Raw genomic sequence first — 20,911 nt, forward strand, 5'->3', positions numbered from 1 at the left:
TTAATGTTTTTTAATTATCAATTGGGTTGCAATGTCGTCAAACGCAATTTCTGTACCATTTATTACATCTGAAGCAAACTCAATTGTCTCGGTTAAGGTTTCATTTTTAATATAACTCTCGTTAGTGGCAATAGCTTCCTGGATAATTTCGTTATTCTGGAAAACAATTCCTATTTTATCAGTCACCTCAAAACCACTATCCTTACGTATATTTTGAATACGATTTACAAGTTCTCTGGCAATTCCTTCTTTTTTGAGTTCAGGACTTATTGTTACATCTAGTGCAACTGTCAAAGCTCCTGAGTTTGCAACCAACCAACCCTCAATATCCTGAGAGCTTATTTCCACATCACTGGTACCTAATGTAATAATTTTATCATTAATTTCTACATCAAAATGACCTGTTTGTTCAAGAATTTTTATAGCTTCTTGATCAAAATCCTGTATCTTACTAGCAATCAGCTTCATATCTTTACCAAAACGAGGGCCTAATGCTTTAAAATTAGGCTTGATTTGTTTTACCAATATCCCAGAAGCATCATCTATGAGCTCTATTTCTTTAACATTTACCTCACTTTTAACCAAATCAGCGATATCATTAATCTCATTCTTTTCTGCCTCATTAAGCACAGGAATCATAATTCGTTGTAATGGTTGTCTCACCTTTATCTTTTCTTTTTGACGTAAAGAAAGTACCAAAGAAGAAACGGTTTGAGCTTTTTGCATTTTATGCTCTAACGATTTATCTACAAATGCTGGATTGTATTCAGGAAAATGAGCTAGATGTACACTTTCAAACGTTTCTTTTTGAGTTCCTGCAATCAAATCCTTATACAATCTATCCATAAAGAATGGTGCTACAGGAGCTCCTAACTTAGCTACTGTAAACATACAGGTATACAATGTCTGGTATGCAGAAATTTTATCTTGCTGGTAATCTCCTTTCCAGTATCTCCTTCTACTTAAACGTACAAACCAGTTACTTAAATTTTCTTGTACAAAATCAGAAATCGCTCTTGTTGCCTTTGTAGGCTCATAATCATTATAATACTCATCTACATTTTTGATCAAGGTATGCAATTCACTTAATATCCAACGATCAATTTCTGGACGTTCTGCCAATGAAATATCTGCTTCTGTATATGCAAAATTATCAATATTAGCATATAGTGTAAAAAACGAATAAGTATTATATAGTGTCCCAAAAAACTTACGACGCACCTCTGCAATTCCTTCTAGATCAAATTTTAAATTATCCCAAGGATTTGCATTACTAATCATATACCATCGGGTAGCATCTGGCCCGTATGTATCTAAGGTTTCAAATGGGTCAGCTGCATTACCTAATCGTTTAGACATTTTTTGCCCATTCTTATCCAGAACCAAACCATTTGATACTACATTTTTATAGGCTACATCATCAAAAATCATTGTTCCTATTGCATGCAGTGTATAGAACCATCCACGAGTTTGGTCTACACCTTCTGCTATAAAATCAGCTTTTCGATCTCCTGATTCTACTTTTTCTTTATTTTCAAAAGGATAATGCCACTGTGCATAAGGCATTGACCCCGAGTCAAACCACACATCAATCAGGTCGCTCTCTCTTTTCATAGGTTTCCCCGAAGAAGAAACTAGAATAACCTTGTCTATTACATTTTTATGTAAATCAATTTTATCATAATTCTCCTCACTCATATCACCAATCACAAAATCTGCAAAAATATCTGCTTCGAGTACTCCTGCCTCTATTGCTTTGGCCATCTCCTTCTTTAGCTCTTCAACAGAACCAACAATAAGCTCTTCTTTACCATCTTCTGTTCTCCAGATAGGTAAAGGAATTCCCCAAAATCGTGATCTAGAAAGATTCCAATCATTTGCATTTGCCAACCAATTACCAAAACGCCCTTCTCCAGTCGCCTTAGGTTTCCAGTTAATCCCCAAATTAAGTTCATGCATACGATCTTTAAAATCTGTAACTTTTATAAACCACGAATCCAATGGATAATATAGTATAGGTTTATCTGTACGCCAGCAATTTGGATAACTGTGCACATATTTTTCAACTTTAAAGGCTTTATTTTCTATTTTTAATTTAATAGCAATTTCTACATCTACAGATTTCTCTGGAGCTTCACCATCATCGTAATATTCATTTTTAACATACTTACCACCTAGATCTCCCATTTCCTGAATGAATCTACCTTGTAAATCTACTGTTGGTACTAGATTATTATTTTCATCCATTACCAATAGTGCAGGTACTTCAGGCTTTGCTTGTTTTGCCACAAGGGCATCGTCTGCACCAAAAGTAGGTGATGTATGTACAATTCCTGTCCCGTCTTCTGTGGTAACAAAATCTCCTGCAATGACTCTAAAAGCATTCTCTGGATTATGATACGGCTGTACATAATCTATCAGTTGCTCATATCTTGCGTCTACCAAATCTGCTCCTTTGAATTCTTTTAAGATGAAATAAGGTATCTTTTTATCTCCTTGTTTGAACGCTTGCACTTCTACTTCTGTCTCTACTAAAGCAAACTTTCCTGCAAATTGTTTTCCAATAAGGTTTTTGGCAAGAATTACATGTATTGGTTCAAACGTATATTGATTAAACGTTTTTACCACAACATACTCTATTTTTGAACCAACTGTTAAAGCGGTATTTGACGGAAGTGTCCATGGCGTAGTTGTCCATGCTAAAAAGTATATTTCTTCCTGAATATCTTTAAAAAAAGAGGGTAATGTTTCTTTTATTGCTTTAAACTGAGCTACTACCGTTGTATCGGTTACATCTTGATAGGTTCCTGGTTGATTAAGCTCATGAGAACTTAATCCAGTACCTGCCTTTGGAGAATACGGTTGTATTGTATACCCTTTGTAAAGCAATCCTTTTTTATAGATTTCTGACAACAACCACCATACACTCTCCATATACTTAGGTTTGTATGTGATATAAGGATCCTCCATATCTACCCAGTAGCCTATCTTTTGAGTCAGATCATTCCAGATATCAGTATATCTCATTACCGCTTTTTTACAAGCCTCATTATATTCTTCTACTGATATCTTCTTACCAATATCTTCTTTGGTAATACCTAATTCTTTTTCTACACCTAACTCTATTGGAAGCCCATGTGTATCCCACCCAGCTTTACGCTGTACTTGAAATCCTTTCTGAGTTTTATATCGACAAAAAATATCTTTAATCGCACGAGCCATTACGTGGTGAATGCCTGGTAATCCATTTGCCGAAGGAGGTCCTTCAAAAAAGATAAACGGCTCTGCCCCGTCACGCTCACTAATACTTTTTTCAAATATGGTATTCTGTTGCCAAAAATCCAATATTTCTTCAGCTACTTTAGGTAAGTCAAGTCCTTTGTATTCAGGAAACTTCGTGCTCATTTGATCGTACTTTCTGTTAAGTCTGCGAAAATAAGGATTTTCTAGAAAAAAGAAGCCCGAATTCACTATACGATATCAAATAATTGTTACATAATCATTATTTTTTAACAATCTCCTTAATTTTTGAACAAAAAATCAATAATCCATATTCTAGACCTCTCAACAAGCCCTCTAATAAGATATTCATAATTAAATACTATTCTCTTTCTTTGAAGTGGTTTAAAGTTTTTTCAATTCACAATAAAAATGATTTATTACCTATAAGATTTTATTATTTTTAGCTCGTTGTTGTTATCTTAAAAAAAACAATTGAATTACAGATATGAAAAACACGTTACAAGTTACACTTATCCAATCTCATCTAGCTTGGGAAAATCCTATACAAAATCGCGCTGTTTTTTCACATAAAATCAATTCCATATCTCAAAAAACAGATTTGATCGTGTTACCAGAAATGTTTACTACAGGGTTTACTATGAATCCTGAAACAGTAGCTGAAACTATGACTGGAGAGACAATGCAATGGCTCATCAAAATGGCCAAAATATCTAATTGTGCTATTACAGGTAGTATCGTGATTAAGGAGGATGATATGTTCTACAATCGTATGATATTTATGTATCCTGATGGTACTTATGAATCCTATAACAAACACCAATTATTTACTTTGGCCAAAGAACAGCATGTTTATACAGCTGGGCAAAAGGAAGTAATTGTTGAGTATCTGGGCTGGAAAATAAAGCTTTTGATTTGTTATGACCTGAGATTTCCTGTATGGGCAAGAAACACTACTAATTATGACACTTTGATATATGTGGCTAGTTGGCCAAAAATTCGTATAAACGCTTGGGATACTCTGCTTAAAGCACGAGCAATAGAAAACATGTGTTACTGTATTGGAGTAAATCGTGTAGGACTAGATGGAAAAGGCTTTGAACATAATGGACATTCTGCCATCTATAATGTTTTGGGAGAATCAATATTACAAGAAAATCCTATAGAAAAAGAAGCTATTCTTTATGCAACTCTGAAAGCGGATCATATCAAGCAAACAAGAAAAAAACTTCCTTTTCTACAAGACAGAGATCATTTTACATTTCTCTAGTCTTGATCCAAAACAAAAGTTTGTTTTATCTCCCAATTTGCCCTTACATCAACAGGTGCATCAAAATACCGAATTTCTTCGGGCTGAATTCCTTTTAAGAAATTACCTGAATCCCATATTCCATTATCATTACTATCAACTATAACACGAATAAAATATTTAGAAGGATCCAAATGATCAAATGTTAAGACTCTTTGCTCTCTTGCTACTTGTTCAGCTATTACATTTTCCTTTTCATCAGTGATCTGAACCAAAACTGGATACGCCTCTACATTCTCTAAGGTTAAAAAAATTGTTCCGTAATCCGCCAATCTTTTGGTTCTGAAATTAATATTTATAGTATCATTAACGTTACCTACAAAATCCTTGACTGCCTCTGGCAAAAACTTCAAATTATAGGCGTTGCTCTCTGTTTTATCAAAAATCAATTCAACTTCATTGGTATGAATATCTAAATCAACAGAAAAAGGAACTTCTAGTGTATCTTTATCTGTAAGTGAAATTAGCTTTTCATTAATACTATCTAGCGCAGTGTTTGCAGAAAAAACAAAATTTTTATTGAGTGCAAGTGTATTTCCTACATCAGATGCTAATACCAGAGAGTCCTTATATTGATCTTTAAACCTGGTTGTTATTGTGTCTTTATAGTTTTTGATATTGGTTACTTCAAATAATAATGAATCTGCTTCAAAAAATGGCCTAAACCAATAATGTAAAGTATCTTTTTTCTTATCAGGAAAAACTCTCGTTTCAAAATCATCTGGAACTTTACTTAACAGCTTTACCTGCATACTATCTTTTACTCCCTCATATGGGAAAATAAATTCATTTTTTGAAACTTGTTTTGGGTGTAAAACTTTAAAATCAAGTATTTCTTTAAACAAAGTAAGATTAAATACTTTGGCCGTATCTTTAGGAAGTGTAATTATTTCTTCATAAAACCCTATTTTATCTTGTTTAGGATCATATGTGTAGTTATTAGAAACGTCTTTTAAAGCAATCAGCTTAAATTTTCCTTCTTTTAAGTTATGTAAATCAAAAGCTATAGTATCTAGAGTATTGGTTATATATCTAGGTACATTTTTATAAACTACAGAATCACTATACTCTTCATCAATTTCATATAGTGCCACAGTAACATATTCATCTGCTTCTTTTTGAACCGCATCGCTCACTGTTCCTTTTATACTAAGCGAATCTAGAAAATCTCCTGTAGAAAAAACATATCTAAAAAAAGGATTTGGATTTTCTTCGTTATTATCAACTATACTTTCGCCAAAATTAATGCTATAAGTAGTGTTTTCTAATAAGGTATCGATAAACTTAATTTTTATAAACTTATTTGCACTTCCCATAGGAGTAATTGTTGGCTTTGGGTCCATAGGAGGAGAAACAATAATTTGTTTCTGTGCATCTTTTAACTTCACATATTCATCAAAATATATACGTATCTCTTTTTTATTAAAACTTGTAGAAAAGTTAGGCGGAAAAGCTTTTACAACAACTGGAGGTGTCTCATCTTTTGGGCCACCCGTTATAGAACCTTTTTTGGCACAACCAACAATAATGATAATTGATGCCGCGACAAGCAATATTGTATGTATTCTTTTGCTCATAATCTCTACAATAATTTTAAGACACAAAGAAACAACTATATTTAAAAAACAAAAAACTTAAAAATAGTCCTCTAAAAAAAAGTCTGTATACTCTTTTTGTATGAGTTACTCTGCCATTGCCATAGTAGCGATACTTATTTTTACTCTTGGTATATCTTTTATCACATTCACACAAGATTCTATTGTCGCTCCTGTTGTAACAATATCATCTACCAACAACACATGTTTATTCTCTAACAAAGACTCGTTTTGTGTACCGAATGTTTCAACGGTATTCATCCATCTGTTAAATTTTACATGTTTGGATTGTTTTTTATTGTAAGAATTTTTTTTCAATACTGAATCAATATATTCTGCATTCAATTTTTTAGCAATTTCAATACCAAATTTTTCTACTTGATTGTACCCTCTTTCTCTCAACCTTACCTTATGTAAAGGAACTGGAATCACTACATCAATACTCTGGTACCTAGTTTTTTGAGATAACTCCTGACCCAACCATCTTCCTAGTTCTTCACCCACTTCTTCTCTTCCTCTATACTTGAGATTATGAATTAAATTTTGCACCAGGCTATCTTTATGAAAAATAAATAGAGAGGTCACATTTTCTATTTTGATTCGCCCATAAAATACTTTTTCAATTTTTTTTGCGTTTACGTTATGAAAATTGCCCAAAGGGAGTCTATGCCTGCAAGAAGTACATAGCAACCTTTCGTTTTTGTATAAAGGGCTGTCACAGGCAGCACAGTATATAGGATAAAATAAGTATATGAAGTCTCTTAACATTTTGATAGGGAGATTAACATTAATTATTATATTTAGCCATTTAAAATAACCATCAAACAATTATAAATTTCAATTATGACAACTCAGAACAATAACTTGACCCTTAAAATTCTAATCGGTGTTCTAGGAGCGCTGTTACTTATTTTAGGGATATTTACGTATAAGTTTTACAACGAAGAGAAGCAAAATAAAGCAATTTTGCAACAAGAAAAAGATCTTATTGAAAGTGAATTAGGCGAATTGATAACAAAATACGACAATGCTATTGCTCTTAATGAAGTGATGGATGATCACCTACTTAAAGCAAAAGAGCGTATTGTTGTGTTATTAGACAGCGTAAAAGACAATGATGCTAACTTGGCATTGATTTCTCGATACAGAAGAGAAGTTGGTAAACTTAAAAAAGAACGTGAAAGATTGTTCAAACTTGCAGATAGTTTGACAACTGCAAACACACAATTGACAACAGACTTAGATAGTACATCTACTGCACTAAATCAAAGAATTATTTTGGCTGATTCTTTACAGACTCAAAATAGTAAACTTGCAGAAATTGTAGAAAGAGGTTCTGCTCTTACTGCCGCAAACATCAAAGCAGAAGGAGTACGAGTACGTAACAGTGGTAAAATCACTGGGGCTTCTAAAGCTAGTAGAGCAGAAAAAGTAAGAGTTTGCTTTACACTTTCTCCAAATAAACTAACAGAAAAAGGAGATAAAGATTTGTTTGTACAGGTTATCAACCCTGAAAACACTCTAATTGGAGATAAAATAGCGGTAAACTTTGATAAAGGTAATGCTATACTTACTTATAGTGGTCGTAATAAAGTATTTTATGAAAATGAAGCTTTAGATGTATGTATATTGGTTGATGCAGCAGAAGGAGAATTGGTAAAAGGTAATTATATCGTAAACTTATTTTCTGGACCAAGAATGGTATCAAATACTCAGTTTGAGTTAAGATAATTATAATCAACAAAATTATAAGCCGCCATGTTCTCAATAACATGGCGGTTTTTTTGTTTTTTATTAATAATCTTTTGTTTTCATAAAAAACTAAATCAGATTCGTTTTCAATTCATTTTAATTCAATTATTTTTGTGCAATGGCAAATCAAGAAGATAAATTTAAAAAGGTTATTGCCCATGCAAAAGAGTATGGGTATATTTTTGGCTCGAGTGAGATATATGACGGACTAAGTGCTGTATATGATTACGGTCAAAACGGGGTAGAATTAAAGAAAAACATAAGAGAGTACTGGTGGAAAAGTATGGTAAATATGCACCAAAATATTGTAGGGCTAGATGCTTCAATATTCATGCACCCTACCACTTGGAAAGCCTCTGGCCATGTAGATGCTTTTAATGACCCTCTTATTGACAACAAAGACTCTAAAAAAAGATATAGAGCCGATGTTCTTATAGAGGATTATGCCGAAAAACTAAACCAAAAAGCACAAAAGGAAATTGCTAAAGCCAAAAAACGTTTTGGTGATGATTTTGATGAAGCTCAATTCGTAGCAACCAATCCAAGAGTCGTAAAATACCTTTCTAAAAAGGAAGAAGTGATACAACGCATGGCAAAGTCTCTTGAAAACGAGGACCTTGCTGATGTAAAAGCATTAATAGAAGAACTAGAAATTGCAGACCCAGAAACAGGCTCAAAAAACTGGACAGAGGTAAGGCAATTTAACTTAATGTTTGGAACCAAACTAGGTGCATCTGCTGAATCTGCAACAGATTTATTCTTAAGACCAGAAACCGCACAAGGTATCTTTGTTAACTTTTTGAATGTTCAGAAAACTGGACGAATGAAAATTCCTTTTGGTATTGCCCAAACAGGAAAAGCATTTAGAAACGAAATTGTAGCCCGTCAGTTTATTTTTAGAATGCGAGAGTTTGAACAAATGGAAATGCAATTCTTTGTACGACCAGGAGAAGAGATGAAATGGTATGAATATTGGAAAGAAACTCGATTAAACTGGCACCTATCATTAGGGCTAGGTAAAGAAAATTACCGTTTTCATGACCATGATAAATTAGCGCATTATGCCAATGCCGCAGCAGATATAGAATTTAACTTCCCATTTGGATTCAAAGAATTAGAAGGTATACACTCACGTACAGATTTTGACCTCAAAGCACACGAAAAACACTCTGGTAAAAAACTACAATTTTTTGATCCTGAGTTGAAAGAAAGCTACGTGCCTTATGTTGTTGAAACTTCTATAGGGCTCGACAGAATGTTTCTTGCCGTATTCTCTACTGCACTACAAGAAGAAAAATTAGAGGACGGTAGTAGTAGAGTAGTATTAAAACTACCAGCGGTAGTTGCCCCTGTAAAAGCAGCAATACTTCCACTAGTCAAAAAAGATGGTTTACCCGAGATCGCACAAAAAATTGTAAATGATCTAAAATGGAAATTTAATGTTATCTATGATGAAAAAGATGCAATCGGACGCCGATACAGAAGACAAGATGCCAATGGGACTCCTTTTTGTATCACTATAGATCATGATACAATAACTGATAATAAAGTTACCATACGAGATCGTGATACAATGGAGCAAAAAAGAGTTGCCATTACAGAACTTAAAACAATCATTGCAGAAAAAACCGATCCTGAATATTGGTTACAATAATTTAAGGAAAACGCACCGTTTTCAATATAAAAGCTATCTATTAAATAGGTAGCTTTTTTGTTTTTCACACCTTTTTAGCTCGGTTTATGTTAAACCTCTATTTTCAGGCACACTTCTTTTTTAAGGCCAAAGTCCTCTTTTTGAGAGCTTATTATAAATCTTAAAAACGGTATCATATACAATCCAAATATGGTGATAGTTTTTATGTATTATAAATTAATGTTTTCTTTCTAAAAAACTCTTTTTTTTGCAAACGATTTAGATAAAGTACTAATTAGTTTATTATATCCTAAAAGTTTAGTCGTACTTTAGTAATTAAATTAAAACCTAAACTCAACTATAAATCATCGCTTATGTTAGTAAAGAAAACTGTAATAGTTACTTTTCTATTTTTCACCTCAATAGGATTCTCTCAAAAGAAAAAAGTGATGCATGCTAGTAGAATTACGACTGCTAGTTATATGAAGGTAATAGAACCACTAACTGGAAAAAAATTAATCCCTGCAAAATCAAAAGAAGGTAAAATAAACCCTAGAAAGACTGGCGCAAACAAGATTGTTCCAGGAAAAGGTTTCCCCCGTGGAAAAGACCCACTACTTATACAACAAAAAAATAATCAAAATATGAGATCAGGGAAGGCTCCTTCTCTAACTTTTGAAGCAAACTCCAGCCCCAATTCTCCTTCTGACCCAACAGGAGCTATTGGCCCTAATCATTATGTAAGTGCCAAAAATTTTGGGTTTGCTATACATGATAGAAGCGGAACACTACTACAATCAGGATCATTAGAAAATATATTTCCAGGAGAAAGATTAGGAGACCCGATCGTTTTTTATGACAGCTTTGCCGACCGATTTGTAATAACTCAATTTGATGGTAACCCTAATGATTCTGGAGACCCACAAAATGGTTTTTTGGTTGCAGTATGTCGAGGGTCAGACCCTGTAAACGATGGCTGGTTTATGTATCGGTTTTTTACGGGTACTTTTCCTGATTACACAAAGTTTTCTGTTTGGTCTGATGGGTATTATGTTACTGCCAACAAAGATCAAGGCTCTATACAAGATAGTGAGGTTGTATATGTAATCGAAAGAGAAAAAATGTTACGAGGAGAAAGAGAAGATAATGTAAAAATGGTTGGTTTCCCTCTTCCTGGGGCTAGAATAGGTGGGTTTTATAGCCCTGCATCATTCAATGCAATAGGAAACACATTGCCACCTGAGGGTGATGCAAAAATTATTTATTTTCAAGATGATGGATGGGAAGGTGTTGATCAAGATATCTTAAAACTATGGAACATCAATGTAGATTGGGTTTCTCCTATCAAATCTACCATTACAGAAGATCAAGAAATTTCTGTGACTCCTTTTGATTCAACTTTTGACGGAGGGTCATTTAGTAATATTCCTCAACCAGGAGGTGGTAGTAGTATTGATGTATTACAAGGTGCAATCATGTTTGCAACCAATTACAGGCGCTTTTGCGACTATAATACTGTTGTCCTAAATTTTGCTGTCGATATCGATGCAACATCTGATAATGTAGCTGGAATACGTTGGTATGAACTACGCCAAGATAGTGATGGCCAGCCATGGACCGTGTATCAAGAAGGAACTTATACATCTCCCAACGGAAAAAGTGCATGGTGCGGTAGTATGGCAATGGATATTTATGGTAATATCGGCATGGGGTATACTACTATGGGTACTATTGATACGGGAGCAGATGCAGATAGCTTTGTATCGATCAAATACACAGGTAGACTTGCTGGTGATCCCTTGGGAACCATGACGATTACAGAGCAAGAAATTAAAGCTGGTACAGACATACAACGCGGCGGAGGAAATCGCTATGGTGACTACGCTCAACTTACTGTGGATCCCTTAGACGATCAAACATTTTGGCATATCGCAGAGTATTTTGAAGATTCTGATGATAATTCAAGGAATATCGTTGGTGTTTTCAAAGTTGATGCTGGTACCACCACTACTGATGTTGGTATTATTAGTGTTGATGCCCCTCAAAACAATAGTACTTACACAAATAACGAAACTATCACTGTAACTATCAAAAATTATGGTACTACCGCCCAAAGTAATATTCCTATTAGCTACACAATTAATGGTGCAACAGCAATTACCGAAACTTTTACAGGTACAGTCGCTCCATTAGAAACAGCTTCTTTTTCTTTTGCTACAAGTGCCAATCTTAGTACAGAAAGAACCTACACCGTCACCGCAGAAACCAATCTGGCAGGAGACACTGTTGTAGGAAATGACTGTAGTGTAACAACTCTCAACAATCTATTTTCTAGAGACATTGGGATAGGAAATTTGGTATCCCCTACAACTGATAATGGTATTGCTACCTCTCCAGAATCAATTACTATTACCTTATTCAATCACGGTTCTGTCACACAAAGTAATATTCCTGTTTTTTATATTTTGAATAATGGCTCCAGAATAAATGAAGTTTTCTCGGGCACACTGCAATCACGCGAAGAAGCTACTTATACATTTACTTCATTAGCTGATATGACGGGAACAGGAAGTTTTATACTTGAAATAGGTACTGCTCTTACTGCGGATGAAAATACCAGTAATGATAGCATTACACAAACGATAGACAGAGAGCTTTGTAAACCTACTGCCGATTGTACAAGGTTTGGAGATGGGATTGTTTCTTTTGAGTTATCTAATGTCATCAACTCCCAGATTGATTGCAATACAGGGTATGAGGATTTTACAACTAATTTCACCATTAATCTAAATCGATCTATAGGAGCATACACTTTGACTTTACAAACAGGATTTGCTGATCAGGAAGGGTCTGAACGAATATCTTTATGGGTAGATTATAATGATAATTTCGTTTTTGAAACATCAGAGTTACTCATCAGTAATAAAACAGTAGAAAAAGCCAATCAGGATCAAGAGTTTGATCTTTTAGTATCAAAAGACGCTCCTTTAGGGAAGCATTTATTAAGAATTCGTGCAGGAGATACAAATACGAATAATGGAGACTCACTTAATGATCCCTGTGGCTCTATGGAGTTTGGTACAACACATGACTACACAGTAGACATAGGGGAAAACAAAAATATTGACACTCAATTACTTATAATAAGCGAGCCGAATAATCAATTTTTGATTACCAAAACAGATCTGGGTTCTGACAGTGAAACAAGAATTTATGTTTTTAATATTCTAGGACAGGTTATTGCTACCAATCTCATACAAAAAGACGCCAATGACAGGTTTATTTATACCCTAGATATGTCGTATGCTAGGTCTGGAGTTTATTTTATTAGACTAGGCAATAGTAAAAAAGCAGATGCTGTCAAATTTATAGTGCAATAGACGAGAGCTAAAGTTTATCTCTCCTAGTAATCTCTGTAATAGAAACAGGACGTGCTTCATTACACCTACTTGGCATTCTAAGGCTAGAAAATTTCACCCACACATGTTCGGAGATTTCACTTTTAAAAAACTCTTTTAAATTTATAGGATCCAGATTATCTTCAAACTCTTCGACATTAAGTATATAAGAGCAATCAGTATTCTTACTCGTAACAATAGTTCCTTTACTAAATCCTTTTTCTTTCATCTCTTTCAAAAATTGTTGTTTACTTGTTTTGGAATCAGCATTATCTTTGGTTTCTACTCCCTTTGTAGGGATACAGTTGAATATGCTAAATGCGAGAAATAAACAGGTGATTTTGAGCATATTTTTCATGTTTTGTGATGTTTACCTATAAAGATCATGAAAATTTATTAAAACCCTACTGCATTTAGATCATTAAAATGCATAACTATGACAGTTCATTTTCTATTTTTACTAAAATTTAAATTGATAGCACAATGAAAATCGTATCCTATAATGTAAATGGAATCAGAGCAGCAATAAAAAAAGGATTTTTAGAGTGGTTACAACAGGCCGACCCTGATGTAATTTGCCTTCAGGAAATAAAAGCCAATAAAGAACAATTAGATCTAGATCTGTTTTCACAAGCAGGATATTCTTATAATTACTGGTATAGTGCTCAAAAAAAAGGATATAGTGGTGTCGCTATTTTATCTAAAACAGAGCCCAAACATGTAGCTTATGGTACTGGGATAGATTATATGGATTTTGAGGGTCGTAACCTAAGAGCTGATTTTGACGGAGTTTCTATTATGAGTTTATACCTGCCTAGTGGCACCAATACAGATCGTCTAGAGCACAAACTTAAATACATGGCTGATTTTCAAACCTATGTAAACGACCTCAAAAAAGAACATCCTAATCTGGTTATTCTTGGTGATTATAACATATGTCATCAAGCAATAGATATTCATGATCCTGTACGTAATAAAAATGTGTCTGGTTTTTTACCTGTAGAACGAGAATGGATAGGTAATTTTATGGATAGCGGTTTTATTGATTCTTTTAGACACTTTAATACAGAACCTCACCAATATTCATGGTGGAGCTATAGAGCTAATGCAAGAGCAAACAACAAAGGATGGCGTTTGGATTATGGTATGGTGTCTAAACCTTTACAAGATAATTTAAAAAGAGCCGTTATCTTATCAGAAGCTAAACATAGTGATCATTGTCCTATTGTTGTAGAATTAGAAGTATAGTTTTTAAACCCCTAAATACCCCATAAAATGATTAAAAAAATTGTGTTGATGGTACTTGTCGGTACTCTTATGTCTTCTTGTGTTTCGACTAAAGTGTATAAAGATCTGGAAGGAAAATATGCCAGATTGAAACGAGAAAATCGTAAAAACAAAGATGCTCTTTCTACCTTAGAAAAAGCAAATAATGCAAATAAAAAAGCACTGGAGCAGTTAGATGCCGAATATCAAAAACTCAAAGCAGAGAGGGATGATCTCGAAGGAAAATACAATGCTGCTCAAGCTAATTATGAAAATTTAAAAAGCTCTTATGATGCATTAGAAAAAAATAGCTCTGCGGCCATTGCATCAAATAGTAAAAAAAACAGAGAATTATTAAAAAAACTCGAAGAGAAAGAACGTGCATTAGCAAAAGAACGTAGCCGTCTAGAAACCTTACAAAGGGACTTGAATTCTCGCTCTAAACGCATTGATGAATTAGAAGGTCTAATAGCTGCCAAAGATGCAAAAATGCAAGCTCTAAAAAGTGCAATCTCTAAAGCGCTTCGTAATTTTGAAGGTAAAGGTCTTACTGTAGAAGAGCGCAATGGTAAAATTTATATTTCTATGGAAAACAAACTCTTGTTTGAATCTGGTAGTTGGGCTGTAGGAACGCAAGGACAGAAAGCGGTAAAGCAGCTAGGTAAAGTATTAGGTCAAAACACTGATATTGCAGTTCTTATAGAGGGTCACACCGATAATGTGCCTTATACTGGAAATGGACAGTTATCTGGAAATTGGGACCTTTCTACCAAAAGAGCCACTGCTATTGTGAATATTTTATTGCAAAACAAAAAAATTGATCCACAAAACCTCACTGCCGCAGGAAGAGGAGAATTTGCTCCCGTTGCTTCTAACGGTACTAGTGCAGGAAAAAGCAAAAACAGACGTATTGAAGTGATTTTAACACCAAAACTTGACGAGATCACAAAATTATTGAATGATATATAATATCACTTGATTATAGTACCTCACAAAATTATTTGATTATTGGCTAATTAATTCTGTTAATTAGCCAATAATCAATAAAAAGTAAACTCTACAAGAAGAAATTATAAGAATAGATTTCTACTTACAATAAGGTGAAAAAATATTTTCTGACTAATGTGCATGCCCCCCTTCTCCACTATTTTTTGCTGTTGCCAATAGTGTAAAAGCATCATTAATCACCAATTGGATTGTATTTATATCTTTGGTCTTGTCTTCTAGTGTAATTGCTACAAATCCATCTTCTTCTGGTCCTTTTACAATAGGTATCATCTCAAAACCAGTAATCATTTTTTCACCTTCTTTTCTTTTTTCACCAATTTCAAACACATAATACTTTTCCTCAAAACGTACTATTGCAGCTTCTGGAACAGTATATGCTTCTTGTGTACCCACCTCTATTCTTGCATTTACAAACATTCCAGGAAGTAATTCATGATTTTCCTCTTTTAAGTGTCCATGTATTGTTATTGATCGATCTTCACGTACATTATTACCAATCAGAAAAACCTCTGCTTCCATCCATGTATCAGGTTGATTTGCCAGACGAAAACGAATGCGTTGTTCATTTTTGATCAACGGAATATCATCTTCATACACTTTGAGTTCTACATGTAAATCATCGGCATTAGTGATATCCATTAGCACATCTTGAGCACCAAAATATTTTCCCGTATTTACATACACCTCACGCACTACCCCATTGATTGGGGAATACACATTAACTACAGAAAATATTTTTCCCTTTCTTACACTTAAAGAGCTAACTCCTACCATTTTCAATTTACTTTCCAACGCCTGAATACTTGCTTTATTAATCAAATAATCACTTTTTGCTTTTTGAAATATCTTTGTTGAAGAAACCTCTTCTTGGTTAAGTGTTTTCTGCCGTTCATAATCAGCCTTCAGGTATTCGTTTTTTGCTATCGCTTCGAGGTAGTTTTGCTGAAATTCTATAAACTGAGGGTTCTCTACTCTTGCTACAAGTTGTCCTTTTTTTAATCTTGTTCCAGGAAGCATATCGGTAAATTTCAAAAAACCTCCATAGGGCACGGTAATAGAAAGATTACTTTGCGGGGGTACATCTATCATTCCGTTCACACTCAACTCCTTTCCGATATTTCGTTTTTTAACTACTCCAACTTTTATTTGAGTTTGTTTTATTTGTTTATCTGTCAATTCTATACGATCTTCATGAGTATCTTCATGCTTTTCTTCAGAAGAAACTGTTGCTGTGTTATTACATCCCGAAGCAAAAAGAAGGGCAAGTAATACTGGTATTATATATAGGTTTGTTTTCATTATTATTGAATTGCAATTATACTTTCGATTTCTATAAGTGTTTGATTGTAAATATTCAAAAACTCTAAATACTTGGTTTTGATACCCAAAGAACGATTAAGCCCTTGTACATATTCTATATACCCAATAGCTCCTTCTTTGAATGCCAACAGGGACTGTTTTAATAACAGTTCTGATTGTGAAATCGCATTTTTCTTATAATACGATATGTTTTTTTTATTTTTCTGAAGCTGATGCATCAGTGATTTCAACTGTGTGTTGACCTCGTTTTCTATCACTTTGATTCGTGTCTCACTCTCTTTTTGATATATTTTGGCTACTTTGATCTTTGCTGAATGAGGTTTACTCCATATAGGAATAGCCAACCCTAATTGTACACCAGTAAATCGATCTGATGTATCAAAAACTGTTGACGTCCCATTTTTTCTTTCTCCTGGACCATTAAACGATTGATTAAAATAACCCAATGTAATATCAGGAAGCATCTCTGATACTGCTACCGATTTTTTAAGTTCTGCAATGGTAATTTGCTCTTTATAAAAAGACACCTCAGGATTTTTTTCTATCCCTTCTATATTTTGTGAGATCAAGAGGGGCTCTGGCTTCATTTCTAAGCTAGAAACATCGATATCAACTGCTGTTTCAGAGTTCATTAATTTTTGCATGACTAACTGATATTCCTGTATAGCAGTAGTATTGTTTTGTATCTGTATTTGCAAATCAGCTAATTCTGCATTGGCAGTTGCTTTTTCTAGCGCATTACTCTCTCCTGTCTTGAAACGTAAATTTGCCACATACGCAAATCTCTGATAAATACTATCTTGTTTTTGCAATAGCTGTTGTTTACTCTTAAGAAACCATAGTTGATAATAGGTAGATTTAAGCTGCTTTATCATCTCGTTTTGAACTACTTGTTCACGTAATTCACTAGATTTTATAATTGCTTTTGCTAGTTTATTCTGCTGAACATATAGTGTAGGAAATGCAAATTTCTGACTGATACTAAAGCGACTATCGTTATCATAGTCACTATTTGTTTGTCCATATTCAAGACTGAATTTCATTTTTGGTAGATTAATACTTGTTCCTTTCAGCACACGTTTCTGTTCTGTTTGCAGTAATGCTACCTGTACATTTGGATTGTTTTCTAATCCTACTTTTATAATTTCTTCTAAATCTTGATACACCACTCTTTGTATATCTGCCTGTGCACGTATTGAGGTTATATTACCAAATAACCCAAACAATACTAATAATGGAAGTACTTTTTTTATTGGTTTCATTTGTATTCTTTTTTCAAAATAATAGTATAGAATAGGTAATACTACTAGGGTCAAAAAGGTAGCCGTAATCAACCCGCCTATCACTACTGTTGCTAGAGGTCGTTGTACTTCTGCCCCTGAGGTTTGAGAGATTGCCATTGGCAAAAACCCTAACGAAGCTACTGTGGCTGTCATAATTACAGGGCGCAACCTAGTTTTGGTACCTTTATAAATGCGTTCGAAAACATCAACAATCCCTTGTTTTTTTAATCTATTGAATTCTGCTATCAGTACTATACCATTTAGTACAGCAACTCCAAATAAAGCTATAAAACCTACTCCTGCAGAAATACTAAAAGGTAGATCTCTAACCCAAAGTGCAAAAACTCCTCCTATGGCAGAAAGAGGGATAGCGGTAAAAATTAGAACACCTTGCTTCAAAGATCCAAAGGTAAAATACAGCAATATAAAAATAAGGAGTAATGCCAATGGCACTGCAATTGCCAATCGATTTTTAGCTTTAATTAGGTTCTCAAACTGACCTCCATAAGCTACTGTATAACCTGAGTCCATTTTTACCTGAGCATCTATTTTTGATTCTATTTCTTGTACTACACTTTCTACATCCCGATTACGCACATTAAAAGCAACGATGATCCTCCTTCTGGTATTATCCCTTTGTACTTGATAGGGACCATCTTTGATAGCTACTTCTGCTACTTGCTGTAATGGGATCTGCTCTCCATTATGTCCATTTATATAAAGATTTTGCACATCGGTGACACTAGTTCTGTTATTATTATCTAGTCGTACTACCAGATCAAAACGTTTTTCTCCTTCATAAACCAATCCAGCAGAAGCACCTGCAAAAGCTGCCTGTATGGTATTATTTACTGTTTTGATATCTAATCCATATTTTGCCAATTGCGCCCTGTTGTAATCAATGACGATCTGAGGTACTCCTGTTACTTCTTCAACATAAACATCTACAGCCCCTTCTACTGTATGGGCTATTTTACCTATCTGATTTGCATAGAATGAGAGTTGCTTAAGATCTTCTCCATACACTTTTATTGCCACATCTTGTCGAACCCCTGTCATGAGTTCATTGAAACGCATTTGTATCGGTTGTTGAAAACCAAAAGCTACTCCAGGAATCACTTCTAAGGCTTCCCCCATTTTGTGTGCTAATTCTGATCTATTTGTAGCTGATACCCATTCTGATTTATCTTTGAGGATAATCATCATATCTGCTGCCTCTACTGGCATGGGGTCAGTTGGTATTTCTCCTGATCCAATTTTTGAAACCACTTGTAAAACTTCGGGAAACTCATCAAGCAATATTTTTTCTGCTTTGGTTGTCGCTTTTATCGTATTAGATAACGAACTCCCTGTAAGTACTCTGGTTTCTACTGCAAAATCCCCTTCTTCTAATATGGGTATAAATTCACCCCCTAGAGTATTAAACACCAAATACGCTACTATAAAAAGTCCTGATGTAATAGCTAGGATTAGTATTCTGCTACGCATCGACCATTTGATTATAGGTTCATATAGCTTATAAAAGAAATTCATGATTCTATCAGAAATATTTTCTTTATGTGTTCCTTTCTTATTCAACACCAAAGCAGATACCATAGGAACATATGTGAGAGATAGTATGAAGGCTCCCATAATGGCAAAACCTACAGTTTTTGCCATTGGGCCAAACATTTTCCCTTCGGTTCCTACCAATGCCAAAATGGGCAGGTACACAATAAGTATAATAATCTCTCCAAAAGCAGCAGAGTTTCTGATTTTACTGGCAGAAGCATACACCTCATCATCCATCTCTTTTTGGGTCATTCTTTTTGTAAGTTTTAAAGCCCCAAGATGAAATACTGTTGCTTCAACAATGATTACAGCTCCATCTACTATCAATCCAAAATCAATAGCACCAAGACTCATTAAATTTGCAGAAACCCCAAAAAGATGCATCATTCCAAAAGCAAATAATAAGGATAGTGGAATAACAGATGCTGTAATCAATCCTGCACGCCAGTTCCCTAATAATATCAAAAGAATGAATATAACAATGAGTGCACCTTCTACAAGGTTTGTTGTTACAGTTCCTATGGCATTATTTACAAGTTTTGTTCTATCCAAAAATGGTTCTATAACGACCCCTTCTGGTAAAGTTTTACTTATAGATGCCATTTTATTTTTTACATTTTTGATGACTTCGGCAGAATTTGCTCCTTTTAGCATCATTACAATAGCGCTTACCACTTCTCCTTCTCCATTTCGAGTGGTAGCCCCATAACGAATTGCTTTTCCCATTTGCACTATGGCAACATCATTAATCAAAATAGGAATCCCATCTGTAGTTTGCTTAATCAATATATTCTCTATATCTGCAATACTACCTATTAGCCCTTCACTTCTGATAAATAGAGATTTATCATTTTTTTCGATATAGGCACCTCCTGTATTTTGATTGTTATTCTGTAATGCATTGAATATTTCTGAGATAGATACATTCATAGCGTTTAATCGTTCTGGACGTATAGCTACCTCATATTGCTTAAGATATCCACCAAAACTACTCACATCTGCCACTCCTGGCGTGCCTAGCAATTGGCGTTTTATAATCCAATCTTGGATAGTTCGTAAAGCTGAAGCATCATACTGATCTTCATATCCTGACTCAGTGGTAATAACGTATTGATATATCTCACCCAATCCAGTAGTGAGAGGCGCTATCTCTGGTTTACCAATATTAGCAGGGATTTGTGATTGCACTTCTACAAGACGCTCGCTAACTTGTTGTCTTGCCCAATAAATATCTGTTTTCTCATCAAAGACAATGGTCACTACGGATAATCCAAAACGAGAAAAAGAGCGTATTTCTTCAATCTCAGGAATGGTAGCCATTGTAATTTCAACAGGAAAAGTAAGTAGTCGTTCTATCTCTGGTGCTGCAAGAGTAGGTGAAGAGGTTATCACCTGTACCTGATTGTTTGTTATATCAGGAACCGCATCTACTGGTAACTGTTTTAGAGAGTATATCCCCCAAACAATTAATGCAAATGTTAGTATTCCTATAATCAATTTATGAGTTATAGAATACCTAATTATGGTATTAAGCATATTATATTTTTAATTCAGTT

12 protein-coding genes are annotated in these 20,911 nt (G+C 34.4%); 6 read left to right on the forward strand and 6 right to left on the reverse strand.

Annotation, left to right across the window (positions count from 1 at the left end; translation table 11 throughout):
* Entirely contained in the window at positions 1 to 3,405 is a 3,405-nt protein-coding gene (gene ileS, locus DG508_RS18005) for an isoleucine--tRNA ligase (protein ID WP_108869475.1), read from the reverse strand.
* Between the two features lie 322 nt (positions 3,406 to 3,727).
* Between ileS and DG508_RS18010 the strand changes: the two genes are divergently transcribed.
* Entirely contained in the window at positions 3,728 to 4,510 is a 783-nt protein-coding gene (locus tag DG508_RS18010; protein WP_108869476.1) for a nitrilase family protein, read from the forward strand.
* Here DG508_RS18010 and DG508_RS18015 read toward each other — a convergent pair.
* Both DG508_RS18015 and DG508_RS18020 read right to left on the reverse strand, forming a co-directional pair.
* Positions 4,507 to 6,126, reverse strand: coding sequence for an Ig-like domain-containing domain (locus DG508_RS18015; protein WP_108869477.1), 1,620 nt, complete (start codon positions 6,124 to 6,126; stop codon positions 4,507 to 4,509). The genes DG508_RS18010 and DG508_RS18015 overlap by 4 nt on opposite strands.
* A gap of 105 nt (positions 6,127 to 6,231) precedes the next feature.
* Positions 6,232 to 6,693, reverse strand: coding sequence for a ComF family protein (locus tag DG508_RS18020; RefSeq protein ID WP_328515280.1), 462 nt, complete (start codon positions 6,691 to 6,693; stop codon positions 6,232 to 6,234).
* A 294-nt stretch (positions 6,694 to 6,987) separates the two neighbouring features.
* Between DG508_RS18020 and DG508_RS18025 the strand changes: the two genes are divergently transcribed.
* From DG508_RS18025 to DG508_RS18035, 3 genes are all read left to right on the forward strand, one after another.
* Positions 6,988 to 7,875, forward strand: a complete 888-nt coding sequence (locus DG508_RS18025) for a hypothetical protein (RefSeq protein ID WP_108869478.1) — start codon at positions 6,988 to 6,990, stop codon at positions 7,873 to 7,875.
* Between the two features lie 139 nt (positions 7,876 to 8,014).
* Positions 8,015 to 9,550 carry a glycine--tRNA ligase gene (locus DG508_RS18030; protein WP_108869479.1) on the forward strand — a complete coding sequence of 512 codons (1,536 nt, stop codon included), beginning with the start codon at positions 8,015 to 8,017 and terminating at the stop codon, positions 9,548 to 9,550.
* A gap of 353 nt (positions 9,551 to 9,903) precedes the next feature.
* Complete coding sequence (locus tag DG508_RS18035) at positions 9,904 to 12,909, forward strand: T9SS type A sorting domain-containing protein (protein WP_108869480.1); 3,006 nt, start codon at positions 9,904 to 9,906, stop codon at positions 12,907 to 12,909.
* A 7-nt stretch (positions 12,910 to 12,916) separates the two neighbouring features.
* On the opposite strand, the gene DG508_RS18040 is transcribed toward DG508_RS18035, so the two are convergent.
* Positions 12,917 to 13,276: a hypothetical protein gene (locus tag DG508_RS18040; RefSeq protein ID WP_159090914.1), complete on the reverse strand. Its 360-nt coding sequence runs from the start codon at positions 13,274 to 13,276 to the stop codon at positions 12,917 to 12,919.
* Between the two features lie 134 nt (positions 13,277 to 13,410).
* On the opposite strand from DG508_RS18040, the gene DG508_RS18045 reads away from it, so the two are divergent.
* Together DG508_RS18045 and DG508_RS18050 are read left to right on the forward strand one after the other, a co-directional pair.
* Positions 13,411 to 14,175: an exodeoxyribonuclease III gene (locus DG508_RS18045; RefSeq protein WP_103864946.1), complete on the forward strand. Its 765-nt coding sequence runs from the start codon at positions 13,411 to 13,413 to the stop codon at positions 14,173 to 14,175.
* A gap of 27 nt (positions 14,176 to 14,202) precedes the next feature.
* Positions 14,203 to 15,162 (forward strand): OmpA family protein, encoded by a 960-nt coding sequence (locus tag DG508_RS18050; protein ID WP_108869482.1) that lies wholly within the window; start codon positions 14,203 to 14,205, stop codon positions 15,160 to 15,162.
* Positions 15,163 to 15,312: 150 nt separating this feature from the next.
* On the opposite strand, the gene DG508_RS18055 is transcribed toward DG508_RS18050, so the two are convergent.
* Positions 15,313 to 16,500 carry an efflux RND transporter periplasmic adaptor subunit gene (locus DG508_RS18055; protein WP_108869483.1) on the reverse strand — a complete coding sequence of 396 codons (1,188 nt, stop codon included), beginning with the start codon at positions 16,498 to 16,500 and terminating at the stop codon, positions 15,313 to 15,315.
* A 2-nt stretch (positions 16,501 to 16,502) separates the two neighbouring features.
* Positions 16,503 to 20,891 carry a CusA/CzcA family heavy metal efflux RND transporter gene (locus tag DG508_RS18060; protein ID WP_108869484.1) on the reverse strand — a complete coding sequence of 1,463 codons (4,389 nt, stop codon included), beginning with the start codon at positions 20,889 to 20,891 and terminating at the stop codon, positions 16,503 to 16,505.
* Positions 20,892 to 20,911: the final 20 nt, after the last annotated feature.

Source organism: Aquimarina aquimarini, assembly GCF_900299535.1.
In the GTDB taxonomy this organism is placed as follows: domain Bacteria; phylum Bacteroidota; class Bacteroidia; order Flavobacteriales; family Flavobacteriaceae; genus Aquimarina; species Aquimarina aquimarini.